This window comes from Ruegeria sp. BF10 (assembly GCF_056538725.1).
Map to the genome: position 1 here is coordinate 248,087 of NZ_JBQFTR010000001.1, position 24,249 is coordinate 272,335.

The window sequence follows — 24,249 nt, forward strand, 5'->3', positions numbered from 1 at the left end:
AGGGGCGCAAATTGAACTCGCTGTCGGGCCGATTTCTGATCCTGACGACGGTCTTCGTCATGTTGGCCGAAGTCCTGATCTTTGTCCCGTCGATCGCCCGATTCCGCGAGGATTTTCTGCTGAACAGGCTCGAACGCGCGCAGATCGCCTCGCTGGCTTTGCTGGCGGACGATATGCTGGCGGAAGATCTTGAGGCGGAACTGCTGGCAAACGCAGGCGTCTATAACGTCGTATTGCGACGGGATGAGGTTCGGCAGCTGATGTTGTCGTCGCCTATTCCGGGCCCAGTCGCCGACACGTTCGATTTGCGGGATGCAAGCCCCTGGGTTCTGATCCGGGATGCGATCAGCCGTTTTTTCAAGGCCGAAAACGAAGTCATCCGGGTCATCGGAGAACCGGTCAAGGGGGCAGGCCTTCTGATCGAAGTCACCACGGATAGCATGCCCTTGCGAACGGCGATGGTTGACTATGGGTTGCGTATTCTCGGTCTGTCCTTCGTCATTTCCATCATCACGGCGTTTTTTCTGTTTCTCGCCGTGCGCGTTGTACTTGTGCGCCCCATCAAAAGCGTTGTCGGCTACATGCAGCGCTATGCCAGTGCGCCAGAGGACGCGCGTGGCGTAATCACACCGAATTCGAAGGTGACGGAGCTGCGCGAGGCCGAGGAGGCGCTGAAGATGCTGCAAACGGACCTGACCCAGGCGCTCAAACAGCGCGAAAGGCTGGCCCAGCTTGGGGGGGCTGTTGCCAAAGTCAGCCATGACCTGCGCAATATCCTGACGTCGGCGCAGCTGTTTACCGACCGGATCGAGGCCAGCGACGATCCACTGGTGCGGCGGATGGCACCGAAACTGGTGAATTCCATCACCCGGGCTGTGTCCCTTTGTGAAAGCACATTGGCCTTTGGCCGCGCGGAAGAGCCCGCGCCCACCCTGACTATGGTTCCGATCCGTGCAATCGCGGCGGATGTCGCGGCCAGCGAACAACTCGCTGTCGCCGATGGTTGCGTCGAGATCGTGAACGAAGTGCCGGACGCGCTTGTGGCCCGCGCCGATCCCGAACAATTGTACCGCGTCATCATGAACCTCGTGCGCAACGCAAGACAGGCTCTGGTTGCTTCCGGAAAACCTGGCCGGGTTACCATTGCCGGGTGTGAATACGACGACACTTGGTGCATCGAAATCCGCGACACGGGGCCGGGCCTTCCCCCCAAAGCACGCGAAAACCTGTTCACGCCTTTCCAGGGGGGGGTCCGAAAGGGCGGCTCTGGTCTGGGGCTGGCAATCTCGCAGGAGCTGGTGCGCGGCCATGGCGGGGATCTGATCTTGAAAGAGACGGGCCCCGAGGGAACTGTCTTTGAAATCAGCCTTCCGCGTGGGGACATGACTTTTTGATTTTTTTTTAAAGAATCGGCTTGCACGTCTTGGGCGGCAGGTCTAAACAGCGCCTCACCAACGCGGACCGATAGCTCAGCTGGATAGAGTACTTGACTACGAATCAAGGGGTCGGGGGTTCGAATCCTCCTCGGTCCGCCACTGGTTTCCTGTTGAACGTCACACGAACCTGACCCAACCGTCATAGTTGGACCAGAAAAACAGTGAATGTTCGACATCAGAAGGCGCCCCCAAAGTTGGACATCAGTTGAATTTGATCTGACTTCCCTTTCGGAAAATCAGAGCTGATTTGCAGATCAGACAGCGAAGCTGCCTGTTCCTGCTAATCTGCCACGTGGCGAACGCGGGAGGGGGCGAGGCAACGCTATTCGACAGGGGTGGTGCGGCCCGCAGGCATATCCCAAAGAGACACAGGGTGTAGTTCGTGAACTGGCGAACAGAGTAATCAGTTAATCTGATCCGACGGTCTCAGTAGCCACAGCGCCGCGGTTGCTCCCCCAGGTCTTGTTAATAAAACCATGATGTACCGTTCCAGATGGCCGTCTTGATACTGCGAGAAACCCAATGAACCGTCTAACTTTCGCGTCCAGCGTTTCGCCTGAGATCGAGCAGGTCATCCAATCTAAGCTTACCGCTTTAGAAGCGGATCATGATGTCCGAGTGCTGTTCGCCATTGAAAGCGGTAGCCGTGCATGGGGATTCCCGTCTCCCGACAGCGATTACGATGTACGCTTCATCTATGTACATCGGCCAGATTGGTATCTGAGTATTGAGCCCGGTCGCGATGTCATCGAACTGCCCATTGAGGGCGATTGGGACATAAACGGATGGGATATTCGTAAAGCGCTTGGTTTGTTAGTCAAACCTAACCCAGTGATGTTGGAATGGTTGTCCAGTCCGATCAGGTACAGATGGAATGACGCGGTCTGTGAACGGCTGATTGCCTTCGCAGCCAAGACGACCTTCGGTGAATCCTGCCTGCACCACTATCGTAACTTGGCACAGAAGCAGTGGGACAAGCACGTTGGTGAGAGCCAAGAGGTGAGCTTCAAGGCGTATTTCTACATACTGAGACCCGCCTTGGCGATCTCCTGGATCAGGCAGATATCAGACACACCGCCGCCGATGAACCTGCATGATCTCATTAAAGATCAGGACCTGTCACCCGAACTTATCGGGCATATAGACAGGCTTTTGGTGCTTAAAAGCAAAACCAAGGAAATGGGCCGTGGACAACGCATAGCGATAATTGATGGTTTCATACACGATCAGATGGCGTGGGCAGCCGTGGTGATAAAGAACGAAGATCGCCAAGACCTCAGGTCCGAGGGCGATAACTTGCTGCGGCACATCGTGAAAGAAAATGCCAGACGCCAATACACCACTGTCAAAGATACATGAGCTAGTAGTCATGACGGCAGATGAAGCATTCAACGAGAGACCACTGTACATATCACCTGTTCAGCAATGTCCAATGGCTTTTATCTAAGGCCTTTCCTCCGAGAACTTAAAACCTGACACTTATGCGAGACGCAGCGAATGTCTCAAAAGAGCCCAAAGCGGACGACGAAAAGATGGCCAATCGGCAAAGGTTTTTTGCGTTTCCCAAACAGTGGCTACTCAATTGCCGTCCGAAATGTCTCGGTCAGCCGTGTGTTCAAACCGTGATGAGGTTCGGCTGAAATACCGTAGTGCAGCTCCGCCAAAGCAGCGATGTCATTGAAAATAACTACGGAGCCGCCTTCTTCATGCGCGTAAACCAATAGTTTTTGGCAAAAGGCATCCAAACCAATTGCCGGAAAATCCGCCATTGCCACGCCACCGGGTGCTGGTCCGCCAAATAGTAAGAGAACTGCATCCGGTAGTTCCACCCCCAGTTGGGACGCTTCGGCCGCAAAATCGATTTCCCCAAACCAGACTGTATCGTCCTGCCCCATCACAGCTGAACTGAGACGTTCAACTGCCTCTGATACGCTGAGCTGAGATCGCAGTTCGATGACCCCATAGTCGGCAGTCAATCCGCTGGACGGTGCTGGTGTTGCATCCAAGTCGTTTAAAACTTCGAGCAACTTGATCTGAAATGCGCGCAACGAAGAGGCGTGAGTGAGCCCATGCCGGACTTTGAGAAACTGAGAGTCTGTGTAGGCGATCTGTGGGCGACCATCCTGATCGAAGGAAAGAATGCGAAAAGGAAGGTCCAAACCTGCTCGCACGTTCTCTTTCAGTATGGGCGTGTTTATCTCAGGATCAGAGAAAATGAATACACGAGACGCTGGCATTTCTACACCTTCGGCTTTGGCCAGACGCGAGTGATCTATCGATGCTATTGGAGCAACTCCCGCTTCGGCAACGGCAGTCTCAAGCTCTAAGAAGTTTTCGTCCACCGCGATCTGGACAGATGAAGATTGTGCAAAAGCGGATGCCGAAACTGATAAAGTTGCAATCATCGAGAAAACAAAGCCAAACCTCACCATTTTACCACTTCCTATTTCATCGTACTTTTTTCAGTGAAACCGCCGCCAGAGCCGCAAACGCTATCTCGGCCGCAAGATAAAAGAGAAGTATCCCGTTCGGAACTCCATCGATAAGAATGCTTAGAATGCGTCCAACGGCCAGTCCCGACATAAACAAAAATAGAACCCACAGCGCGGGGCGTTGTAATTCTGGTTTCGAAGCGGCCGCCAACCAAAACAAAGCGTTTGCCAGATAAAGACCCATAATTGCTCGGAAGACATGCGTCTGGTTCGTCCCTTCCACCGGAAATCCCAGCAAAACTGGGATCGAACTGCCGGGCATCAGACCGTATGATAACGCAATTGGCACAAGACCGACGGCAGCCAGCAAAAGTACTAATCTAGCACTCATGGAGGACTCCTTTTCGTAGAGGTTTCGCTTTTTTGCGAAATTCCTAATCGGTTTTTGGGGCATCCGATGATCGGAGCCGGATGCCCACGCTTCGGTGAGAATGGCGTGTTGGTTGCCTCGCTTCCTCTACTGAGAGATGCCGCCTTCGGTTGATGTCTGTTCTTCAACATGGTCTTGATTGGCGACCGGCTTCCCGCGCGGAGGGAACTCCTCGAAAGTAGCGAGATGTGCCTGTACCAATCGGGCGGCTGGGCCGAATGCCCACATTTTCTCGCCCATCCAGCGGACGTACATCCCGCTTTCCTCCGCAGCTTTCTCGTAAGGATCGCGGCGAAGGTTGAAAAGCAACGGGGCGACCAACTCTTCCTTCGGGCCTGACCAGCCGTGGTTTTGAACGACAAAATGCGCCTTCCAATCGTTGTAACGTACTGCTTGGAGATCCGTACCCTGATAGTAAATCAGCTCGCGGCGGCTGCTCTTTTCGTCCTCACCGGTCAAGTAAGATAGCTGGTTGTAGCCATCGAGGTGTACTTTGTACCCTTCATAACCCTCTAGGAGTTTTTCTCTTAGATCTGTCGGACCTCCAGCCGCAGCTACAAATGTTGGCATCCAGTCCATTCCGCTGAAGATGCCATTCAAGACTTGACCTTCAGGAATTTTGCCCGGCCAGCGAATAATCGCAGGAACTCTAAAGCCACCTTCCCAAGTAGTACCCTTTTCCCCATGAAACGGTGTCGTACCACCATCAGGCCACGTCAGTGTTTCCGGGCCATTGTCGGCAGTGAACATCACAATGGTATTATCGGCGACTCCCAGATCCTCAAGGTGGCTGAGAACGTTACCAACGTTGTTGTCCAACTCCTCCATGACAACATCCTGAAGTCCGCGCCCATTGCCCAACATAGCTTCGTATTCGGGGCTGAGGTGGGTCCAGACGTGTGCACGGGCTGGAGCCATCCAGACAAAAAACGGAGTGTCCGACTCAACTGCACGAGAAATGAAGTCCTTCGTGTAAGATGTCACTTCGTCATCCAAAGTCTTTTGGCGCTCAGGAGGTGCAGGTCCGTCATCAATGATGCGCTGCTTCCCGACTTTTCCAAAACGCGGATCGACTGTTTCGTCCTCCTCGTCTGTAGCAAAAGAATGGATGATGTTTCGAGGCGCAAATTGCGCGTTGAATTCTGGGTCGTCTGGCCAATCCGGATCAGACGTATATTCCATGGCATTCAAGTGATAAAGCCAACCCCAATACTCGTCGAAACCTTTTGTAGTCGGTAGGAACTCGTTGAGATCGCCCAAGTGGTTTTTACCGAACTGGCCCGTCGTGTATCCCAACTTTTTCAAGAACATCGGAAGCGTCGGATCATCTGGGTTTAACCCTATCGGATCCCCCGGCAACCCTACCGTGTGCATGCCAGTCCGAATAGGTAACTGTCCGGTCATGAAAGCTGATCGACCGGCAGTACAACTTGGCTCGGCATAATAATCCGTGAGACGAGCACCTTCAGATGAGAGGCGATCCAAGTTCGGCGTCTCGATGCTTTTGACACCCCCATGGTAAACGCCGACGCTCGCCCAACCCACGTCGTCTGCCATGATGACAAGAATGTTGGGCGGGGCATGCTCGCCGGCCCAAGCTCCAGTGAAAGCAAAGCAGACCGCACCCGCTACTGAGATAAGCTTGTTCATTAAGACCTCCCGACATGCAATTTCTCACCAACGATAGGAAAAACATCGGCTTGGAGGAACAGTCTATTTTGTTAACTTTTGGGGCACAGCACCTTGGTGCAAGAAATTTCTTCGGCCGCAAAGTCCGCGAGGCAGCCTTTCGTACTCGTTCCACTGAATGGCCACTACTCAACCAGAGATCGCTTCACATAAAACCGCTTCAAGGATGTTCGCGCTTCGTTACTACACCACCAATCACCCAGCGGTTGCGAAGCCTGCCATTCGAGGTTTGGTTCTGTGGCAGCCGTTATGCGGGACAAACCCGCCTTTCGCAGCCGCGGCTATTGCTCGTGCAGAAGGTCTTCGCTCCTGCGGCACGCCTATCCTTGCGATGCAGCACAACTCTCCGAAACAGTCATTCACTAAGAACAATTTTGCCGAATTCCAAACTGCCTTTTTTGCTGCAACCTGAACCGACATGCGAATGGAATTCAGTGAATTCGAACGCCTGTTAAAACTGGCGTAGGCGGAATGTGGCGGCGAAATTTACAGGTAAGACAACTGAAGAAAGGCAGCAGTTAAGCCACGGGATGGATCAATTGTCCAAGAATGTTACCACGGTTTCCGTTAAAGCGTCCCAATCGGTGAACTCCCGAGCACCGTCCCTTGGATCGATCTTTTGATCCTTTAAGACAACATGCTGAACGATCTCTTCTTCAAAATACCCATAGTTGTCAGGCTGCACAGCGCCCGCAACCAAAGCCGTTAGGTCAGGTTCAAAATGCGTACGCATCAGCATTTCGGTGAGATAGTCCCAGGCGTCTTCCTGGCCTCTTGCAAAAGCCGCCTTTAGGCCTACCGAAAGCACTAGCGACTTCCGGGACGCAAGCGCGTGTCTGTGCGTTTCAACAAACGCTTCGAATAGCTTAGGGTGCCGGCGTTCATGGACAGGAGCCGCAAGAATGACCCTGTCCACACCTGTAAGGGACACGTGCCGTATCTGGTCTCCGGTGTTTATCAGTATTGTATCGTAGCCGGCTTTTCTTGTGACATCGTTGATAAAACGAGCAATCTTGGCAGTCTGACCTTCAACGGTGCCGTAGGCAATCAGCACTGTCATTTCGATCCTCCCGTAAATCGATCCGAAAAGCGCGCCAACTATGCCGAAACCGTTCGCTTCAGCCCTTGATCTCAATCAAAAGTGACTGTCTTGCCAAGTTTTTTGGACGCGGGTGCGGCGTCGTTTGGTCGGCTCATGCGGTTCTGGAAAGCGCTACGGCTATCGCCAGCCAAAATCCAGTGCGTATGGTCATTGCACCGACGGTTCGCCATTCAAACGGCGTTCCAAACAGTGCCACTAATATCAGAACAGCGAACATAAGTAGTGTAGATAAGCCCATCACCCAGGCAATTCGAGTTGCCCAGGTTGTTGATTTAAAGAGCGCGATTGCACCAAGCAAATAGACAAATCCAGCCAGGAAATTGAACCAAAGCACGAATGGAACTGCATCTCCGACTGCATCTCTGGCAGCAGCACCCCCGAACAGTGCCGTTCCGCCGGAGAAAATAGTAAGAAGACCAAAGAGTGCTGCGGCTATTGCAACTGGGCGAACCCAAGGCGAAGAGGAAGGCATCGTTGTTTTCCTCTGGAATAAGATTGAATTTCGTGTCGTAAGCAATCCGCCGTCTTCGCCAAACGAACTGATACGCACGTCCATAGTAGCAATTTTTCTCGCCATTACCCTTGATCTTTATCGTTGGGCTAAATTGATACCCATTGAAAAAGCAGCGTTTGCAGGAGGTATTTCGCAATAAATATGTGCTGTTTCCTCTTTGGGATGAACCGTTTGCAATTCCAACGATTTTTAAAGTTGGTTCGGTTACCGTGAATCTTCTGGAAACGAACGGACGACAACGCTCGAATTTGCAGCGAAAAGTGTTGATTTGAGTCAATGCTAGTTGCTGCAAGTTCACCCATACTGACCCCTCACAAAGGAGGGAGTGCGACATGTTCAAAATAATTGTGGTTGGCTTGGATGGATCAGAGGCGTCAGAAGCAGCTCTACGCGTTGCCTGTGATATCTCAAGCAAATATGGCTCCCAAATTCACCTTGTCCATACACCTCAGCCGCAAACCGTGGCTTTCGCAATGGGCGCGGTTGCTGGCTATCACGCCGTCACGACAATGCCTTCAGACGAAGAGGTTCAGCAGGCAGCAGACAAGATCATTTCCGCGGGTAAAGAGATTGCCAAAGAATACAATCAGACAGTTTCGCAAACACATACCCAACGCGGTGATCCGGTCGACGAGATCATCGCATGCGCCGAGCAATGCAAAGCTGACCTAATTGTGACGGGCCGCCGCGGATTGGGAAGCATTGGTAGCCTGATTCAAGGGAGCACCTCTCAAGGCATCAGTCGGAATGCCACTTGTGCGGTTTTGACCGTTGCCTAAATTTCAAACTTGGTCCCAATCGGCACAAAAACGATGACGATCAATAAGCTCAGCATTGAAGCCTCGTGACAAAACTAAGGTTCGATGGCTACTACGTGATGCTGAACTCCCGGCCGTGAAAACGGAGTCTGACATCCACTGCTTCATGACGGTGACACGAAAACGGATGCTGAAACCGAGGTCATGGGTGCGTGTGGCGATGACCGGCGACCAAACTGTGTTAGGCGAAACGACCCGAACTGTGGTGGAATAGATAAACTTCCCCTTTTTATTTGTGCTTTGGTTCAAGGTCAGAAGATAGGCTGTACAATCCCTGATACGTAGATCCGTGGTAACTTTGGAGCCCGACATGAACACCCCGTCCCTGTTCGACGCTCATAAACCCTCTGAAATTGCGACATTAGTTGAGACTGCTGGGGTCACAAAGGCAAAGTTGCGAATGGCACCCATGTTCGTTCTTGCGATGCTGGCCGGGGCATTCATAGGGTTTGGCGCAGCGGCCTATACGATGGCGGTTACTGGCGCAGACAGCGCTGCGGGGCCGATCCGCGTTCTGGGTGGCGCGGTGTTTTCCCTGGGCCTTATCCTGGTGATCGCAGGTGGTGCAGAATTATTCACCGGCAATGTTTTGATGGTGATCGCAGCGGTCGACCGCAAGATACCACTGCGACTGCTGTTTCGAAGCTGGGGTATCGTCTACGCCGGAAACTTCGTGGGCGCCCTCGGGCTTGCATTTGCCTTCTCTCTGACCGGCCTGCTCGAGGGGCCGATGGGCAATACCGCCGTGGTGATAGCCGATGCCAAAGCAGGGTTGGAACCGATGGAGGCCTTCGCCCGTGGCGCACTGTGCAACGGGTTGGTATGCCTTGCTGTTTGGCTGTCCTTTGCCGCCCGTAGCGTCGCCGGCAAGGTTCTGGCCGTTTTGTGGCCCGTCACTGCTTTTGTGTTACTGGGGCTCGAGCATTCGATTGCGAACATGTTTTTCTTCCCGCAGGGTTGGGCAGCGGGGGCAACTGTGCCGGTTATCTCAGCGGCGACCAATCTATTGTGGGTTACTCTGGGCAACATTGTCGGCGGGGCGGGAGGAGTCGCCTTGGCCTACTGGTTTGCTTATCTTGGCGCTACTAAACGGTAAGACCCACTTCTTCGATCACAGCGCCTGCCAGAGCAAAACGATCGGATTCAGTTGGTTTTGAAGGCGTTGTCTAATTGTGCAGCCCAGAACAAGCTTTTCCTGCACTCAATAGTCTAGATGCCAGGAGCATGGTTGTCTTCGTGGTCGATATCGGTTGCCGCATGATGGTGCAACACAAGGGTAAGCGGCACAGGCTTGCCTAAGTCCGCTGATCGGGATGCGAGTCGGTTGATCAGTCAGATATGAGAGTTGGATGCGGAGGTGACTCACCGGCCACGAGGCAAGGAGATGGCGCATTGGCTGATGACGGTGCCGGGAATTGGGCCGTTCTTTGTCACTGCACTAGTTGCCCTCTCATTCCCGTGCTGGATTCTTCGCCAACATCTAAATTCATTGATCCTCGTCAAGATTGGAAAAAGCAAGATGTGATACAGTTGGTGCCTAAAATGAGGGCTATCATGGAAGAATTAGTCGAGATTGGAAGAACATTTGTTCAGGCGATGCGTGATCGCAGGGGCCTTGCAAATGTTGATGAAATGTATGCCGAGAACGCTCAATCCATAGAAGCGGTTGTGCCTCCGGTTCGACAGTTTCGCATCACCAAAGGCCGTGATGCTATCAAAGGGAAAAGAGAGGATTGGCTGGCAGCTCATGAAATCATCGAATTTGACGTCGATGGCCCCTATGTTCATCCCCCAAACCGCTTCAGTGTGCGATATAAGGCTGACGTAAAGCAGAAGGAAACTGGGCAACGTATCACCTTGAGTGAGATTGCAGTTTATTCAGTAGCAGACGGAAAGATTGTACTGGAAGAGTTCTTCATGTTGCCGAAGTAGGAGCGGCAACCCGCAATACTGACGCAGTGTTGGTTTCATCCGCACGCTGGAAGTGTGACTTGTAAGTGCTTTGACACGATGGATGGACAATTGGGCATTTGTTTCGATCGCGTGATGCTTGCGCATGCGCAACAATTCCGTCAGTTCGGCGCAACCGAAATCTAAAGTCACGCCGTGGAATCCGCATTGAGCTATTGATGCGGGTTAACAATCAGACTGCTGCGCCGGTTTTCTACCCGAGTTTGGCCTGAACAACCCTCTAAAGGGCTCTGTTTGATCCAAAACAAAGCGTTATGCGGGGTTTGAGATAACGTCACCTAGTAGCTTTAACCGCGGTACGCCAGATCATGAAAAAGAATGTGCGCGCAATACTGATCGTCGTAATGCTCCTTCTCGCAGGTGCGGCGTTGTACATATTCGTTTCAGAAGACAGCAGTGAATTGCCAATTGGATTTGTACAGGGCAATGGACGGTTAGAGGCCGAACAAGTGGAAATTGCCCCCACCTTCGCAGGGCGGGTTGCACAGGTTTTGTCGGCAGAAGGAAACTTGGTTGTTGTGGGTGAACTGTTGGTCGAGATGGACACCGATGAACTGTCTGCAGCGCTTGATCGCGCCAAAGCCGAAGTAGCATTGGCGCGTCAAGCCAAGGCCGAAGCCGAGGCTGTTGTTGTCCAACGAGAAAGCCAACAGCGTCGCGCGGCGCAGGAACTGGAACGGGCAAAGGCACTGTTGGCCGGTCAAAACATTTCGATGACAGTCTTTGAAGATCGCGAAACCGCATTTCAGGTTGCCGACGCCGTTCTGGGTGCCGCCAAGGCCCGGGTTGCAACCTCGGACAGCCAGATCGCGGCTGCCGAAGCCGAAGTGCGCCGGATCGCCGCCCAGATCGAGGATGCTTCGCTTGTTGCCCCTATGCCAGGGCGCATTCTTTACAGACTGGCTGAGCCCGGTGAAGTTGTTGGCGCAGGGGAGCCGATCTTTACACTTCTCAGCTTAGAGAACGTCTATATGGACGTGTACCTGCCCGCACGCGAAGCGGGGTTGCTGCCCATCGGGGCTGAGGCGCGCATCGTACTTGATGCCTTGCCGGATTTTGCCGTTCCTGCAACCGTCACTTTTGTATCCCCCGAAGCCCAGTTCACTCCGAAGCAGGTAGAGACATTGAGCGAGCGTGAACAGTTGGTCTTTCGCGTTCGGGTTCGCATTCCTGAGGATCTGATCACAGAACGGATCGAACATGTGAAAACCGGCCTTCGCGGTATCGCTGTGATCAGGCTTTCTTCTGACAGTGTATGGCCGGAATATCTGGAAAGGCGGATTCCACCCGAATTGTTCGAATGAATTCCCAGGCGGGCCCATCTGATTTCTGCGTCAGTGGTGTCACGCATAAGTACCGCCAGCGGACAGCACTCGATAACCTGTCGCTTAACCTGCCGGTAGGTCAGCTTATTGGGCTGATCGGGCCTGACGGGGTTGGCAAATCAACGCTTTTGGGATTGATCACCGGCGCGAAGAAGCTTCAATCCGGCACAATCAATGTTCTCGGAGGCCCAATCGACGACCGCGCCCATCGTCACCATATCTGCCCTGCGATCGCATTTATGCCGCAGGGATTGGGCCGTAATCTCTATGCAGAATTGTCGGTGCGCGAGAACCTTGAGTTCTTTTCGCGTTTGTTCGGACAGGGGCAGCAGGAGCGTGACATCCGGATCGCAACATTGCTGTCGGCAACCGGGCTTGCGCCTTTCTCTGATCGACTGATGGGAAAACTCTCGGGCGGCATGAAACAGAAGCTTGGGCTGTGTTGTGCACTGATCCATGACCCTAAGCTTTTGGTTCTGGATGAGCCGACCACCGGCATCGACCCACTGTCGCGGCGTCAGTTCTGGGCGCTGATCGACGCGGTCCGAGAGGCTACACCCAACCTCTCCATACTGGTTTCGACAGCTTATATGGAAGAAGCCGAACAATTCGACTTTATCGTCGCGATGGATGCCGGGCGCGTGCTTTTCCATGGTTCTCCGGCAGAATTGAAGGGGGAAGCCAGCGATCTTGAAACGTCCTACCGGCGGTTGCAGGCGCACGGAGATCCCCTGATCGCACCAAGGAAAGCGCCCACACATCACCGTGAGGCAGACCCAGTGATCACGGCACGTGGATTGACGCGGCGCTTTGGCGATTTCACGGCAGTCAATAACGTCGAATTCTCGATTAACCGTGGTGAGATTTTCGGCTTCCTCGGGTCGAACGGCTGCGGCAAGTCGACCACCATGAAAATGCTGACAGGCCTTCTGCCCGCGAGTGACGGTGAGGCGTTACTGTTCGGAAGACCGGTTGATGCACGCGACCTGAGGATGCGTCGCGAGATTGGCTATATGAGTCAGGCATTCTCGCTTTATGGCGAGTTGACCGTTCGGCAGAATCTCCAGCTACATGCCCGGATCTTTGCAATCACGGACCGCGATAGGCGTATCGATGAACTGGCGGAACGCTTTGGCCTGATTGCACAAATGGACATGCTGGCCACGGCGTTGCCACTTGGCATCAAGCAACGTCTTTCCCTGGCCGTCGCTGTGATCCACCGACCTCGCGTACTGATCCTGGATGAGCCAACCTCGGGGGTGGACCCTGAGGCGCGCGACTCGTTTTGGGCGTTGCTGATTGAGCTTTCGAGAGATGAAGAAGTGACGATTTTCGTCTCGACCCATTTCATGGCCGAAGCAGAGCGCTGTGATCGGGTGTCGTTCATGCACGCGGGCCGTGTTCTGGCTGAGGGAACACCGGATGAGTTGATCGCCGGGGCACAGGTAGACAGTCTGGAAGAAGCATTTGTCACGGTATTGAAGGCAGCTGACCCTCCGGCACCGGTAAAAGCTCCTGAGGCATTGGTTCATGCCCTTGATGACAGCGCTGGCGGGGGTATCAGGCGCACACTGGCATACACGAAGCGTGAAACCATCGAGATTTTGCGCGACCGCGTGCGTTTGGCGTTTGCGTTCCTGGGCTCGGTGATCCTGATGCTGGTCTTTTGCTACGGGATTACGCTGGACATCGAAGAACTGGATTTCGCGGTACTGGATTTGTCACAGGGGCCAGAAAGCCGCGCCTACATTGCAGAGATTTCAGGATCGCGCTACTTCAACCCAACGCAGCCACTGACGAGTATCGATGAGGGCCATGAACGGCTGGCCCGAGGAGATGCCTCGCTGGTTGTCGAACTCCCACCTGACTTTGGGCGCAAGATCCGCTCTGTTGAAGCAACGGACGTGCTTGCAATTGTGGACGGCGCAATTCCGTTCAAAGGCGAGACTGTAGAAGGCTATGTGGCGGGGCTCCACAATACCTTTTTGGCGGCAATGGCCCGCCAAAACGGTGTGCATCCGGTCGAGATCGCCCGTATCGAGCCACGCTTCAGGTACAATCAGAGTTTCGAGAGTATTGCCGCAATGGCCCCGGCCATGCCTGCGATCCTTTTGATAATGTTACCGGCAGTTCTGATGGCGGTTAGCGTCGCACGTGAAAAAGAGTTGGGAACAATCACCAATTTCTATGCAACGCCAACGACGCGGCTTGAGTTTCTGGTTGGCAAGCAAATCCCTTATATCGCAATCGCGTTCGCCAATTTCCTGCTCTTGGCCGGAATGACGGTCCTTGTTTTTGATGTACCGCTCAAAGGCAACCCGGTTCCCCTGGCGATTGGCGCGTTGCTGTATGTCTGGGCGACCACATCTTATGGGCTGCTCATTGCGACCATGACCTCAAGCCAGGTGGCCGCTACCTTCGCCACCGCGATCGCCTCGGTCGTACCGACCATTCAGTTCTCGGGCCTGCTGCAGCCGGTTTCAACGCTTGAAGGCGGTGCGCAGACAATCGGATCGCTCTGGCCGTCATCCTATTTCCTGCACCTGAATGTCGGTGCCTTCACCAAAGGGCTGGGCTGGGATGCGCTTGCCCCCGATCTTCTCGCACTAGCCTGTTTCGGGCCGGTGCTGACGTTGATCGCTGCCCTTTTACTTCGAGCGCAGGAGAAATAAATGCAACGGTTGTCCTGCATCTTCTGGCTTGGCTTGAAAGAAATGATGAGCCTTCGGCGTGATTGGGTGATGATGGCGCTGCTGGTCTGGTCATTCACGCTGGCACCCGTGATGGAGGCGACGGGGGTTTCGAACTCGGTCAACAATGCCTCCATTGCATTTGCCGATGAGGATGGCTCGCCCCTTTCACGGTCTCTTGCCACGGCGTTCTTCCCTCCGGAGTTTCAACCCGTTGTCCAGATCGCACCGGGTACCGGAGCCGAAAAGATGGATGCCGGGCATTTCCTGTTTGTGGTCGCGGTGCCACCAGGGTTCGAGAAAGATGTTCGCGCCGGGCGCTCGCCGGAAATTCAGGTTCTGATTGATGCGACGGCGATGGAACAGGCCGGGATTGGCGCAAACTATATCGTCAATATCCTCAGCGCCGAGATCCGTCGCTTTGCCATTGGTGCGGACCTGGCTGAGTCATTGCCCGTCGATATCATCATGCGCAGTGCGTTCAATCCCAACCGTGATACTGTTCGTTTTGCCGGCATCGTGGCGCTCATCGGCCAGATCATGTGGCTGACCACGATCCTCACCGGTGCCGCGATGATCCGCGAGCGTGAACATGGCACAATCGAACATCTGCTTGCGATGCCGCTTACCCCGTTTGACATTGCGATGGCCAAGATTTGGGCAAACGCAGCGGTGGTTCTTGTCGCGGCCGCCTTATCGCTGACCTTTGTTATGCAAGGTTTCCTGGGGATCAACATCGCGGGGTCGAAGGTGTTGTTTCTTTTTGGCACCGCGCTGTTTCTTTTCACAGCAACCGCACTTGGGGTATTTCTTGCAACGATTGCACGCTCAATGGCGCAATTCGCACTTTTGGTAATGCTGACAGTCCTTCCGATGCTGATGCTGTCGGGAGGTGAGACACCGATCGAGGGGCAGCCCGACTGGCTTCAGGTCGGAACATCGATCCTTCCGTCCCGCCATTACATGTCCGCCAGCCAATCCATCATCTTCAAGGGGGCGAGGTTTGAGACGGTCTGGCCAGAGTTCTTATGGATGGCGTTACTAGGCGCAATCCTTCTGGCGTCCAGCCTGATGCTTTTCAGACGCTCGTTGGCGCAATAGAGTCAGATCAGTTTACCCCTTGGCCTGGACGTATGACCGGTAATGCGCCTTGTTTCATTCGGAATGCCGATACGGCCGGGATGTCCTTTTGGCGCGTTACCGAGGACGCTTGCTTGCGCAAGATCAAGGTAATTAGACGAGTTTTTTGCCATAATGCAGCCTCCCCCCAATCGCACCGAAGGAGGAGGATCAGAAAATGCTTGAAGACAAAAAACCAGAACTGTTTGCTGGAACACATCCGCTCTCTGATAATTTTCGACGCGAAATGGAATCCATGATGTCGCGCTTTTTCGGGGGCGCAGCGCCATTCCTGCCGCTGGAAACAGCCGCGCAACGCACGGGCTTCCCGTCGTTGGACATGACGGGTGCGATTTCGCCGGCGATTGACATCCACGAAACGGATACAGCGATCGTTCTCACGGCTGAATTGCCGGGTCTCGAAGAAGACGACGTCGAAGTCGAAATCAAAGACCGTAGATTGACGCTGCGGGGCCAGAAGAATGTTACGCATGATGACACAGGCGATCTGCGCGTTAGCGAGAGAAGCTATGGCAGTTTCACTCGGACAATGACGCTGCCTGATGCAGTCGATATCGAGGAGATTTCCGCTGCGTTCGACAAAGGTGTCCTGCACGTCACGATGCCGAAAACCGAACCTCAGGATCCCAGCCGGAAGATCAAGGTCTCATCGAAATAGGCGCAATGGAGGCGCACACGCAACCTTCATGGTCCAGGCAGCATGCGCGGACCCTTGGTGTTCTTAAAACGAGCACACTATTGCCCACCATAGCGGTTTCACTGCTGCGCATGATAATGTGCCAATAGGGCTAGAGTACTGAGATGGACAATGCGGACGCCGGACAAAAGCGATGTGGAAACTGAAACGGGCGATGTCCGTGCATTTCTGGAGAGCTTGACGGGGCCGTCCCGCGGAACCGTTACCTGGCTTGTCGGCAACGCTTTGGCTGCTTCGGTGGGTCCTGATCGTATCCTGAAGTTCAGGCGAAAAGAGGATTTGCCCCCGCATGACGAAGACGTGGCAACGATTCAGTGGTCGCAAGGCGGTTACGCGCTAAACGCTTTGCCTGGCCGGGATATCTGGGTCAATGGTCAAAAAACTGCTTCGGCAGTTCTTGGGCATGGCGACATGATTGAGTTCGGTGCAGAGGGGCCCATGTCGCGCTACAGGGTGTGTGACCACTCATTCCCGGCACATCACACGGTCGAAGACATAATAAGTGACGCTTATGTGTATGCGCGCTCCAGCCGACGACCCTTCGCCAGAAAAATGTCCGGTGCGCTGCGCGAAGGCGGGCGTCGGCTGACATCACAAACCACGGTTTTGTTCAGGGTTACCGTTATCGGTGTGCTTCTTCTGATCTTTGCCTTTGGCTATTTGCTTTTTCAGAACGATCGGAAGCTGGCGGACAGCCTTAAACAGGAGTCTCTCAAGATCGAGGCGGTTGCTGTCATGCTTACGCAGACGCGAGAAGATGCACTGACGGCGGATGATCTGGTCGCGCTCAGAGAAGCGTTTGACAACCAGGTGATTTCCACCGAGCAGCGCCTTGGCACTTTGGAAGAACGCGCTGGTGCGTCAAGGCGAGTTATCACAGCCTCGACGCGATCTATTGCCTTTATCCAGGGTGCTTACGGATTGCGACAGACCGAAAGCGGCAAATTGCTGCGGCATGTGCTTGGACCGGACGGGGAGAAACTAAAAACTCCATTCGGAAAACCATGGATTGAGCCAGATGCGGAAGGCGCGCCGGCAGAATTTCAGTTCACCGGAACCGGGTTTCTATTGCAGGACACCTCTCTTTTGGTGACCAACCGTCATGTCGCCTTGCCCTGGACGACCGGGGATCGGGCGCAGGCCCTGAAGGCAGCAGGGCTTGAAGCCGAGATACTTAGCCTGCTGGCTTATCTTCCAGAACAATCCAAGCCAATGGAAGCGGTATTGCTTAGGGCAAGCAAAACGGCCGATCTGGCGCTTCTGTCCGTTGATGCGAACCGTGTTCAAGGGCTTGGACTCTCACTGGCACCTCAACCGACGCGAGCAGGTGAAGAAGTTTTCTTGCTTGGATTTCCGACTGGCCTTAAGGCCTTGATTGTGCAGGCTGGGCCGGATTTTCTGAAAACGCTTGAGAGAGACGGCGCCGTCGATTTCTGGACTATTGCAAAACACCTTTCAGAGCAGAACAAAATCAGGCCTCTGGCCAGCCGGGGGATCGTCGCCCAGACCAGCCCCGGTGCAGTCGTTTATGATGCTGAAACCACAACCGGCGGAAGCGGCGGACCTGCCCTTAACCGAAACGGCGAGGTGGTTGCTATCAATGCCGCGATCTTACCCGAATTTGGCGGCTCGAATATTGGCGTTCCGGTGTCACACCTCAAGATACTTCTCGATGAAAGCGATTGATCCCCATATTCAATCGCGCGTCTGATAAGGCGAGTTTTGCACCAGAAAAACCACAGCCAGTGGGATGATGACAGAGATCAAGCCCACGGTAATCAGCAAGTTCCCCAAGTGGCTATAGTCAGCGACGGAGGCAACAGTACCCGTTCTGGGATCGGTAACCGCGCGGGTAACGGTAAAGATCTGATTCAGGTATTTTGTACCGAGACTGCTTGCTGACAATGCCATGTTGGTGAAAGACGCCATGACCGCAAAAAAGGTAGCCTTCAGATGTGTTGGGGCGTTGCGCGCGATCCAAGCCAACATTGGGACCATCGCGATCTGACCCAGCGGTGACTCAACGGCTGTGTCAAGAATGGCGATAAACCTTGCATCCACGACCCCACCTGTGCGCGCGGCCGTCCATTCATGCACCCCGTAGTACAAGGCAAGGTTTGGCAGGGACAGCACTCCGGCGGCAATCGTGAGTAACACTACAACCTGCGCAATCGAACGACTTGCCATAAACGGCCTGAGGATAATCAGGCCAAGCAAAGCAAGTAGTGAGGTCAGAAGCGCTAGAATGGCCAGGAACTGTTCGTCAAACCCAAGCTCGTCGATCTCGAACCAGGTCAGGCCCGGTCCTGGCAAGGGAACTGCTCGAAAAACGAAAATGATAGTTGCTGTCCCGATCAGAACTTTGGCCTGTTTCGACTCCAGCTCTCTCAGCAAACGCGACATGAGGTAGAGAATGACCGTGAGCGACACCGCAAAAACGGTCTCTTGCGCGAAGGCAAAATTTGCGGTTCCCAACACTATGCTGAGAACAACAAACGCAAGTCCGCCCAGCAGTATCGGCCACCTGACTTCGGTGGTTTGATCTGGTCTGTGCAGAAGGTGTTCTCGACGAACGAGGCGACGCTGTATCAGAGCGTGAAGAACCACTCCACTGACAGACAACAGTGGGATAGCCAGGGCAATGAGATAGACCCGACCGTAGAGAACCAAACGATCGGCTTTCTCCAGATTTTCCGCCCCCGAAAAAATCCAGATGTTAACCGCGGCGACCCCTGCAAACCCGGATATGATCGCAATCCTGCCGAGGGTCTGCATGGTGGTGTGTCGGGCACGAACTTCGTCCTGAATAAACGCGCGTCCGTCTCGGTCCGATTGCGGCACTGCTTCGACTGTCATGGCGTCAGCAACGACATCCTGAATGGCATAACCTGAAGGAGCCAACATCAAGGCAACGACGTACCAATCCTCAAGTGGCATAATGCCGGCCATTCGGTCAGGCGCAGCCACAAGCCTGTACATGATGAGCAATGACGCCGTGATAAGGGATGCGCCAACAACAATCAGCAGGGATTTCCAGCGCCAGAACAGATCAACCAGATGACCCAGCGGCATTTTTAGAATCCATGGCAACCCGGCCCAGAATGCCAATCCCGCAACAAAAGCGGCGGATAGATTCAGATAGTCCTTAAGAAAAAACGCACCGACGACGGATGTTAGCCCCGAAACCCCGGCCGCAAAGTAAACCATCAATGGTGGCAGGTAAGACCATTGCAATTGCGCGATCAGATCGACGAAAGTCCGGTGCCACCAGCCTGAAATCCGCCTTCCAAATGTTGATCGGTCAGTGTTCATGCGTCAGTCGGACCCCTTTCTGGTGACCCCGTGCTGTCGGTTTTCCTCTCAGAGAAATCCGGCACCAAAAAGCAGAGCGCTGGTCAGCACCCCAAGGATTGGTACAACAAGAGGTACGCGGAAATGTTCCCGAGTTGACCCCGGCCGGGACTTCAGCAATATCAGCGAGATGTTGACCAAAACAAACACTCCCAAAACGATCTGGGATGTGCGTTCCGCTAGTATGCCGATTGGCAAAGTTTGCGTCAGCAGAAGAATTATAGCAACTACCAACAGGGTTGCGACGACCGGTGTTTGGGTAACCTGCGGGACAGTCGCCAGTATTTTCGGAAGATGATCCCGGTCGGCAAGACCATAGATCACCCGCGACGCCATAATCATCTGGATCAAGACGCCATTGACTGTTGCAACGACTGCGACTGCGGCGAACCCTTGTTTGATTACTTCGGGTGCGTCGAAGAAAACCAGCGTGAGTGGGGCGGCCGAGGTCGACAAGGTATCGATAGGAACAACGAGCAGGACCGTGATCGAGGTCGCTAGATACAAACCCGTCGCCAGAACGAGCGTCAAAAGGATAGCCTTTGGAATTGTGTGGGTTGGGTCTTTTACCTCTTCCGCGACGTTTGCCATGTCTTCAAAGCCGACAAAGGCAAAAAATGCCAGCAGAGATGCCGCCATAATACCACGCCAGGTACTGAGCTCGAGTCCCGGAATCATCTCACTAATTTCATGGCCTTGCGGTTCCTGCACAGACATGCCCCAGCCAATCACAAAAAGAAGCCCCGCGATCTCGATGACCGTGATCACGGCTGCCACAAATACCGATTGTGTAATGCCCCAGATTGCAATCAGCCCCATGACCGACACAACGCCGATCGTAAGCAATGCGGTGCCAAGCCCCGTCAGGGTGTGAAGGTATGAGGCCGCCCCAATCGCAACAGCGGAGGCTGAAATAATCCCAGACGCAGCAACGGCAAGACCGATTAGAACCGCCATCCAGCCCCTTTGAAATCCCGCTTCAACGTATGCCGCTTCACCCGCGCTTACGGGATAGCGTGTCGCGAGTTCGGCGTACGACAAAGCCGTCAGCGAAACGACGAGCGCTGCAACAAGAAACGAAACCGCAGCATAAGGGCCCGCGGCCTCGGCGGTTGCGCCGACGAGCACATAAATTCCCGCACCGACGGTTACACCGAGCCCATATAAGGTAAGCAACGGAGTGGTGAGAGAACGTCGGAGTTTAGGGGACGGTGGATCAACTGTATGCATTCACCTCACTCCTTGATGGGCAATTGCCGGGTTACCGAAGCTGTGCCGCAAACAAGCACCCCGATGATAATCCAAGGGCTCATCACCGCTCATGCCGAGCTTCTTCTGAAACATTCATACTTTGATATGTAATTCTTTATTTGGCGTTGATCTATATCATCAGGCGCTAAGACTGATCGGAGAGGCGGATCCGAGTGTTGCGACCGTCGTTTCGTGATGGTTTTTCCCAGCTGGTACTCAAAGGTTGAATATGAGCGAGATCAATGAAGCATTCATTCGATATCGCGTATTTTCAACTCGAAATGCTGATCTCGGAGGAGGAACAGATGCTAGTTTGTCGCGGACTTCTTTTGTCAATATTTGCTGCAAGTGCTGCACTGGCGCAGGATATTGACCTTCAAAATGGGCACGATCTCTACAGAACTTATTGTTGGCAATGCCATGGTTTCGAGGCCACAGGAGATGGTCCAATGGCGGAGATGCTGGCGATAAGGACACCTGATCTGACGAGGCTCGCGGCCCAAAACGACGGTGTTTTTCCGATTGAGGCGGTGGCGCGTCAAATTGATGGTCGCGCACCATTGCTCGCGCATGGTGGAGAAATGCCCATTTTTGGACCAGCTTTGGATTCGGATCAAAAAGTTGCGCTGACGATGCCTGACGGCCAACCGATGTTCGCAGGTGTGCCGTTGGCGAATGTGATTGCGTATCTTGAGGCTATACAGACTGAATAGGTTGGCACAAAGCCCACCCTTGGGTTGCAGGACACCACTACCACGTTTGCCGGCGGTGGTTGATTTACATTAAGGCAAGTTTCCACGATCTCAGTTAATATTCAGCATTTAGAGATGAGGAGGAATCTCCGATGCCTGAAGAGAAGCCAAAATCAAGTTACTCCAACACACTTGTAGATATTTTCAAGCAGATGCAGCCGACTACTACAGCCAATCCGTTTCTGGGCGCTCAGCTTGAGCAATTTTGGGACACGCAGGAGAAGTCACTGAAAGAGGCAGAGGCCTTTGCTCAACATTGGTTTGAGAGGCGTCACGAGGCTGTGCGAACCGCGCTGGAAGCTTCGCGCTCGGCGTCTGCTGCAGACCCGACTGATCCGGCAAAAGCGCTGCAATCCATAGCAGAGTGGCAGAAGCACTCAGCCGAACGCCTTGTGGCTGACGCTCAGGAATGGTTCGAAACAGTTGCCCGATGTGCAGCATATGCAGCGGAAACCGAAGCCGAAGCTGTGGAAAAGACAATAGATGATGTTGCAAGCACAGCAAAGAAAGCGGGTAAGTCTTCGAAATCAGAACCGGTATAGAGAGCCGTATCACCGCAGAGGTCGGAACGATCGCAGCTGGAGCAATGGAAGGTAGCTCATATGTATAAAAACATTCTGGTACCAGTCGCACTGGACAAAGATCACGATACACAGGCCTCATTTGAAGCTGCTCGTTTGCTGGCAAATGCCGATGCGGAATTCACAGTGCTTCATGTGCAGGAACCGATCCCTGCATATGTGGCATCTCAGATACCCGAGGAAGTTCTGGCAAATACGCGAAAAGAACTTCAGGAAAGCTTACATCTGAATGCTGCGGAGCTATCGGGTGCGAAACCGCGCCTTGTCTCGGGGAGCGCTGGCCGCGCGATCGTTGACTTCGCAAATGAAAATGACATCGATTGCATAGTGCTGGCCTCACACAAGCCGGGGATCGAGAACATTTTTATTGGGTCAACTGCAAACCGGGTCGTTCACCACGCCAATTGTTCTGTCCACGTGATCCGCTGAAACGGTTTCTGGTGAGTGCCGCACGTCGATTATGCGGCCGGTTACTCGATATTGCAGACCTTGGCGCAAACGCGACGAATTTACCCTTTGTCCCGCGACTCGTTCCTTGCCTGACGAAATCTTGCTGCGCCCGACATGAATGGCGGCTGTTAACACAGCATTGCCGCGCTAAAGATGATGCCTTCGCGGCAAAATCCGTGCTGCGAGCGCTCGCAGCGAGAAAATCAAATTCACGGGTTGGGCTCGAAACAGAAGTTCTCCGCGCACAGGATCAATGACTGCTATCCGGCGATTGACCGACAGTCACGGGACCGCCTTTGGCCGACACGCCCCTCCGTGTCAGAAGACTGCCAATCTCTGATCCCAATTGAAGTTCCGAAACCTGACCAAGGTGATGCGCAACGATCTGCCCCGCCTGATCCAAAAGGACAAGGCTGGGTGTACCGCGCATGCCGAAGCGAGACATCGTGTTTGGCAACGGTCCAGCGCCCTGTTTGTCCACGCCGACAGGGAACGTGATGCGATATTCATGCAGGAAAGCCTTCAGAGACACCGGTGTCATAGCGTTATGATGCTCGAACACAGTGTGCAGGCCAATTACGGCTACCTTCTCTTCGGGAAACGTCCTCTGAATCGACTGCGCCAAGGGAATACCGTGCAGGACACATCCTGGGCAAAGCATTTGAAAGGCCTCAATGACGACAACCCGTCCTTTTAGGTTATCTAGGGTTAGGGGCGTGTCTGTGTTGAACCATTCCGAGACGTCTAACTCTGGTGTTTGCATTTTCCTTGTCCTCAGTATCAGTCAGCCGCCTTGGGCTCGGCGGCTGCGTAGTCGAATGTTAGTGAAGTTTGCCCGGCAGGCTCAGGCCGCCAGATGCTACGTCGAAGACATCAGTGACGCACAGCAAGGGCGCATGGATATTCGCGTTAACCCTCAAGGCTGACGTGACGCCGTCGTAAGCGACACCTTCCAGTTCGACGTCGCTGGCGAAGCCTGCGTTCACCGAGATTTCAGGGCCGTCGAACAAAGGCGTAAACCCAGGGCTATCCAGAAAGATCGGAAACCCAGGCCATGTCGCAGGTAACTTGGGTGACGAACCTTCGGGGATGTCACGTACGGCAAGCGCGTCGGGTCCGCATTCTTCGGTCGGGGTCAACACAACCCAGTGGCTGTGCCATTCGATGCCGTCATTGGTCGGATCTCCGTCGCCGTTTTCGTCAAAAAGCGGTGTGTCATCAAAATCTGGATGACTGGTTGCGGCCATTGCAAGGATACCTGTGCCGCCTTCGAACCCAACGGCCGAAGGGTCCAAAGACGTAGGCCAGACATAGGACCAGACGTCTGATCCACCGACCTCTCCGGTTGCCGCCGGAACCGAGGTGCCAGCAGATCCATTCGTTGTCATGTGAAAAGTGACCGTGTTTCCATTGCGGTGAGCGTGCGCGGCCAGAATGTCAAAGTCCGCGACTTTGCTGGCGTCTGCCGGAGATGTGATCGCGCCAGCCTGATGAATGGCATGGTTCTCATCAGCAAAAGCTGTGCTGCCGATGAACAAGGCCAGAGTGGAAGTGAGCGTTGAAAGTTTCATGGGTGCCTCCAATTAAAAGATAGCGAGTCGCTACTATAATGAGAAATAC

At 53.9% G+C, this 24,249-nt stretch carries 23 protein-coding genes and 1 tRNA gene; 15 read left to right on the forward strand and 9 right to left on the reverse strand.

Going from position 1 to position 24,249, the window contains the following annotated elements; genetic code table 11:
* Positions 1-11 precede the first annotated feature (11 nt).
* The 3 genes from ACR0DJ_RS01325 to ACR0DJ_RS01335 all read left to right on the forward strand — a co-directional run bounded on the left by ACR0DJ_RS01325 (position 12) and on the right by ACR0DJ_RS01335 (position 2,795).
* A complete protein-coding gene (locus tag ACR0DJ_RS01325) occupies positions 12-1,394 on the forward strand; it encodes an ATP-binding protein (RefSeq protein ID WP_480683619.1) in 1,383 nt (460 codons plus the stop codon).
* 64 nt (positions 1,395-1,458) lie between these two features.
* A tRNA-Arg gene (locus tag ACR0DJ_RS01330) sits at positions 1,459-1,535 on the forward strand.
* A gap of 423 nt (positions 1,536-1,958) precedes the next feature.
* The gene (locus tag ACR0DJ_RS01335; RefSeq protein ID WP_480683620.1) at positions 1,959-2,795 is read left to right on the forward strand and encodes a nucleotidyltransferase domain-containing protein; all 837 of its coding nucleotides are present in this window, start codon (positions 1,959-1,961) and stop codon (positions 2,793-2,795) included.
* A gap of 215 nt (positions 2,796-3,010) precedes the next feature.
* On the opposite strand, the gene ACR0DJ_RS01340 is transcribed toward ACR0DJ_RS01335, so the two are convergent.
* The 3 genes from ACR0DJ_RS01340 to ACR0DJ_RS01350 all read right to left on the reverse strand — a co-directional run bounded on the left by ACR0DJ_RS01340 (position 3,011) and on the right by ACR0DJ_RS01350 (position 5,948).
* On the reverse strand, positions 3,011-3,868 hold the full coding sequence (locus ACR0DJ_RS01340; RefSeq protein WP_480683621.1) for a DUF302 domain-containing protein: 858 nt from the start codon (positions 3,866-3,868) through the stop codon (positions 3,011-3,013).
* Between the two features lie 16 nt (positions 3,869-3,884).
* Entirely contained in the window at positions 3,885-4,259 is a 375-nt protein-coding gene (locus ACR0DJ_RS01345; protein WP_109311468.1) for a DUF4345 domain-containing protein, read from the reverse strand.
* 126 nt (positions 4,260-4,385) lie between these two features.
* Positions 4,386-5,948, reverse strand: a complete 1,563-nt coding sequence (locus ACR0DJ_RS01350) for an arylsulfatase (protein ID WP_480683622.1) — start codon at positions 5,946-5,948, stop codon at positions 4,386-4,388.
* 157 nt (positions 5,949-6,105) lie between these two features.
* On the opposite strand from ACR0DJ_RS01350, the gene ACR0DJ_RS01355 reads away from it, so the two are divergent.
* On the forward strand, positions 6,106-6,399 hold the full coding sequence (locus ACR0DJ_RS01355) for a hypothetical protein (protein ID WP_480686219.1): 294 nt from the start codon (positions 6,106-6,108) through the stop codon (positions 6,397-6,399).
* A gap of 123 nt (positions 6,400-6,522) precedes the next feature.
* Here the strand turns inward: ACR0DJ_RS01355 and ACR0DJ_RS01360 are convergent, their stop codons facing one another.
* Both ACR0DJ_RS01360 and ACR0DJ_RS01365 read right to left on the reverse strand, forming a co-directional pair.
* A complete protein-coding gene (locus tag ACR0DJ_RS01360; RefSeq protein WP_480683623.1) occupies positions 6,523-7,047 on the reverse strand; it encodes a flavodoxin domain-containing protein in 525 nt (174 codons plus the stop codon).
* Positions 7,048-7,180: 133 nt separating this feature from the next.
* The gene (locus ACR0DJ_RS01365) at positions 7,181-7,666 is read right to left on the reverse strand and encodes a hypothetical protein (protein ID WP_480683624.1); all 486 of its coding nucleotides are present in this window, start codon (positions 7,664-7,666) and stop codon (positions 7,181-7,183) included.
* A 269-nt stretch (positions 7,667-7,935) separates the two neighbouring features.
* Here ACR0DJ_RS01365 and ACR0DJ_RS01370 point away from each other — a divergent pair, with 269 nt between their 5' ends.
* The 8 genes from ACR0DJ_RS01370 to ACR0DJ_RS01405 all read left to right on the forward strand — a co-directional run bounded on the left by ACR0DJ_RS01370 (position 7,936) and on the right by ACR0DJ_RS01405 (position 17,930).
* On the forward strand, positions 7,936-8,382 hold the full coding sequence (locus tag ACR0DJ_RS01370; RefSeq protein ID WP_058283451.1) for a universal stress protein: 447 nt from the start codon (positions 7,936-7,938) through the stop codon (positions 8,380-8,382).
* Positions 8,383-8,731: 349 nt separating this feature from the next.
* Complete coding sequence (locus ACR0DJ_RS01375) at positions 8,732-9,517, forward strand: formate/nitrite transporter family protein (RefSeq protein ID WP_480683625.1); 786 nt, start codon at positions 8,732-8,734, stop codon at positions 9,515-9,517.
* A gap of 296 nt (positions 9,518-9,813) precedes the next feature.
* Positions 9,814-10,353 carry a SnoaL-like domain-containing protein gene (locus ACR0DJ_RS01380; RefSeq protein WP_480683626.1) on the forward strand — a complete coding sequence of 180 codons (540 nt, stop codon included), beginning with the start codon at positions 9,814-9,816 and terminating at the stop codon, positions 10,351-10,353.
* 383 nt (positions 10,354-10,736) lie between these two features.
* Positions 10,737-11,696 (forward strand): HlyD family secretion protein, encoded by a 960-nt coding sequence (locus ACR0DJ_RS01385; protein ID WP_480683627.1) that lies wholly within the window; start codon positions 10,737-10,739, stop codon positions 11,694-11,696.
* On the forward strand, positions 11,693-14,389 hold the full coding sequence (rbbA, locus tag ACR0DJ_RS01390) for a ribosome-associated ATPase/putative transporter RbbA (protein WP_480683628.1): 2,697 nt from the start codon (positions 11,693-11,695) through the stop codon (positions 14,387-14,389). Before ACR0DJ_RS01385 ends, rbbA begins: the two co-directional genes overlap by 4 nt.
* The gene (locus ACR0DJ_RS01395) at positions 14,390-15,508 is read left to right on the forward strand and encodes an ABC transporter permease (protein WP_480683629.1); all 1,119 of its coding nucleotides are present in this window, start codon (positions 14,390-14,392) and stop codon (positions 15,506-15,508) included.
* Positions 15,509-15,704: 196 nt separating this feature from the next.
* Positions 15,705-16,205 (forward strand): Hsp20/alpha crystallin family protein, encoded by a 501-nt coding sequence (locus tag ACR0DJ_RS01400; protein WP_480683630.1) that lies wholly within the window; start codon positions 15,705-15,707, stop codon positions 16,203-16,205.
* 339 nt (positions 16,206-16,544) lie between these two features.
* Positions 16,545-17,930, forward strand: a complete 1,386-nt coding sequence (locus ACR0DJ_RS01405; protein ID WP_480683631.1) for a trypsin-like peptidase domain-containing protein — start codon at positions 16,545-16,547, stop codon at positions 17,928-17,930.
* A 9-nt stretch (positions 17,931-17,939) separates the two neighbouring features.
* Here the strand turns inward: ACR0DJ_RS01405 and ACR0DJ_RS01410 are convergent, their stop codons facing one another.
* Both ACR0DJ_RS01410 and ACR0DJ_RS01415 read right to left on the reverse strand, forming a co-directional pair.
* Positions 17,940-19,556: an MFS transporter gene (locus ACR0DJ_RS01410; RefSeq protein WP_480683632.1), complete on the reverse strand. Its 1,617-nt coding sequence runs from the start codon at positions 19,554-19,556 to the stop codon at positions 17,940-17,942.
* A gap of 48 nt (positions 19,557-19,604) precedes the next feature.
* Positions 19,605-20,825, reverse strand: a complete 1,221-nt coding sequence (locus tag ACR0DJ_RS01415) for an APC family permease (protein WP_170411519.1) — start codon at positions 20,823-20,825, stop codon at positions 19,605-19,607.
* A gap of 263 nt (positions 20,826-21,088) precedes the next feature.
* On the opposite strand from ACR0DJ_RS01415, the gene ACR0DJ_RS01420 reads away from it, so the two are divergent.
* The 3 genes from ACR0DJ_RS01420 to ACR0DJ_RS01430 all read left to right on the forward strand — a co-directional run bounded on the left by ACR0DJ_RS01420 (position 21,089) and on the right by ACR0DJ_RS01430 (position 22,608).
* Positions 21,089-21,559 (forward strand): c-type cytochrome, encoded by a 471-nt coding sequence (locus ACR0DJ_RS01420; RefSeq protein WP_082643718.1) that lies wholly within the window; start codon positions 21,089-21,091, stop codon positions 21,557-21,559.
* 131 nt (positions 21,560-21,690) lie between these two features.
* On the forward strand, positions 21,691-22,140 hold the full coding sequence (locus tag ACR0DJ_RS01425; protein ID WP_480683633.1) for a phasin family protein: 450 nt from the start codon (positions 21,691-21,693) through the stop codon (positions 22,138-22,140).
* 60 nt (positions 22,141-22,200) lie between these two features.
* Positions 22,201-22,608, forward strand: coding sequence for a universal stress protein (locus tag ACR0DJ_RS01430; RefSeq protein ID WP_425078527.1), 408 nt, complete (start codon positions 22,201-22,203; stop codon positions 22,606-22,608).
* Positions 22,609-22,879: 271 nt separating this feature from the next.
* Here ACR0DJ_RS01430 and ACR0DJ_RS01435 read toward each other — a convergent pair whose 3' ends face one another.
* On the reverse strand, positions 22,880-23,392 hold the full coding sequence (locus ACR0DJ_RS01435) for a redoxin domain-containing protein (RefSeq protein ID WP_480683634.1): 513 nt from the start codon (positions 23,390-23,392) through the stop codon (positions 22,880-22,882).
* A gap of 58 nt (positions 23,393-23,450) precedes the next feature.
* Positions 23,451-24,200 carry a hypothetical protein gene (locus tag ACR0DJ_RS01440; protein ID WP_480683635.1) on the reverse strand — a complete coding sequence of 250 codons (750 nt, stop codon included), beginning with the start codon at positions 24,198-24,200 and terminating at the stop codon, positions 23,451-23,453.
* Positions 24,201-24,249: the final 49 nt, after the last annotated feature.

What these genes read in the sequence shown, in the direction of transcription:
- ACR0DJ_RS01335 (WP_480683620.1), top strand. Translation starts at nt 1,959, where the DNA reads ATGAACCGTCTAACTTTCGCGTCCAGCGTTTCGCCTGAGATCGAGCAG.
- ACR0DJ_RS01340 (WP_480683621.1), bottom strand. Translation starts at nt 3,868, where the DNA reads ATGGTGAGGTTTGGCTTTGTTTTCTCGATGATTGCAACTTTATCAGTT.
- ACR0DJ_RS01345 (WP_109311468.1), bottom strand. Translation starts at nt 4,259, where the DNA reads ATGAGTGCTAGATTAGTACTTTTGCTGGCTGCCGTCGGTCTTGTGCCA.
- ACR0DJ_RS01350 (WP_480683622.1), bottom strand. Translation starts at nt 5,948, where the DNA reads ATGAACAAGCTTATCTCAGTAGCGGGTGCGGTCTGCTTTGCTTTCACT.
- ACR0DJ_RS01355 (WP_480686219.1), top strand. Translation starts at nt 6,106, where the DNA reads ATGGCCACTACTCAACCAGAGATCGCTTCACATAAAACCGCTTCAAGG.
- ACR0DJ_RS01360 (WP_480683623.1), bottom strand. Translation starts at nt 7,047, where the DNA reads ATGACAGTGCTGATTGCCTACGGCACCGTTGAAGGTCAGACTGCCAAG.
- ACR0DJ_RS01365 (WP_480683624.1), bottom strand. Translation starts at nt 7,666, where the DNA reads ATGGCGAGAAAAATTGCTACTATGGACGTGCGTATCAGTTCGTTTGGC.
- ACR0DJ_RS01370 (WP_058283451.1), top strand. Translation starts at nt 7,936, where the DNA reads ATGTTCAAAATAATTGTGGTTGGCTTGGATGGATCAGAGGCGTCAGAA.
- ACR0DJ_RS01375 (WP_480683625.1), top strand. Translation starts at nt 8,732, where the DNA reads ATGAACACCCCGTCCCTGTTCGACGCTCATAAACCCTCTGAAATTGCG.
- ACR0DJ_RS01385 (WP_480683627.1), top strand. Translation starts at nt 10,737, where the DNA reads ATGCTCCTTCTCGCAGGTGCGGCGTTGTACATATTCGTTTCAGAAGAC.
- rbbA (WP_480683628.1), top strand. Translation starts at nt 11,693, where the DNA reads ATGAATTCCCAGGCGGGCCCATCTGATTTCTGCGTCAGTGGTGTCACG.
- ACR0DJ_RS01395 (WP_480683629.1), top strand. Translation starts at nt 14,390, where the DNA reads ATGCAACGGTTGTCCTGCATCTTCTGGCTTGGCTTGAAAGAAATGATG.
- ACR0DJ_RS01400 (WP_480683630.1), top strand. Translation starts at nt 15,705, where the DNA reads ATGCTTGAAGACAAAAAACCAGAACTGTTTGCTGGAACACATCCGCTC.
- ACR0DJ_RS01410 (WP_480683632.1), bottom strand. Translation starts at nt 19,556, where the DNA reads ATGAACACTGACCGATCAACATTTGGAAGGCGGATTTCAGGCTGGTGG.
- ACR0DJ_RS01415 (WP_170411519.1), bottom strand. Translation starts at nt 20,825, where the DNA reads ATGCATACAGTTGATCCACCGTCCCCTAAACTCCGACGTTCTCTCACC.
- ACR0DJ_RS01420 (WP_082643718.1), top strand. Translation starts at nt 21,089, where the DNA reads ATGAAGCATTCATTCGATATCGCGTATTTTCAACTCGAAATGCTGATC.
- ACR0DJ_RS01425 (WP_480683633.1), top strand. Translation starts at nt 21,691, where the DNA reads ATGCCTGAAGAGAAGCCAAAATCAAGTTACTCCAACACACTTGTAGAT.
- ACR0DJ_RS01430 (WP_425078527.1), top strand. Translation starts at nt 22,201, where the DNA reads ATGTATAAAAACATTCTGGTACCAGTCGCACTGGACAAAGATCACGAT.
- ACR0DJ_RS01435 (WP_480683634.1), bottom strand. Translation starts at nt 23,392, where the DNA reads ATGCAAACACCAGAGTTAGACGTCTCGGAATGGTTCAACACAGACACG.
- ACR0DJ_RS01440 (WP_480683635.1), bottom strand. Translation starts at nt 24,200, where the DNA reads ATGAAACTTTCAACGCTCACTTCCACTCTGGCCTTGTTCATCGGCAGC.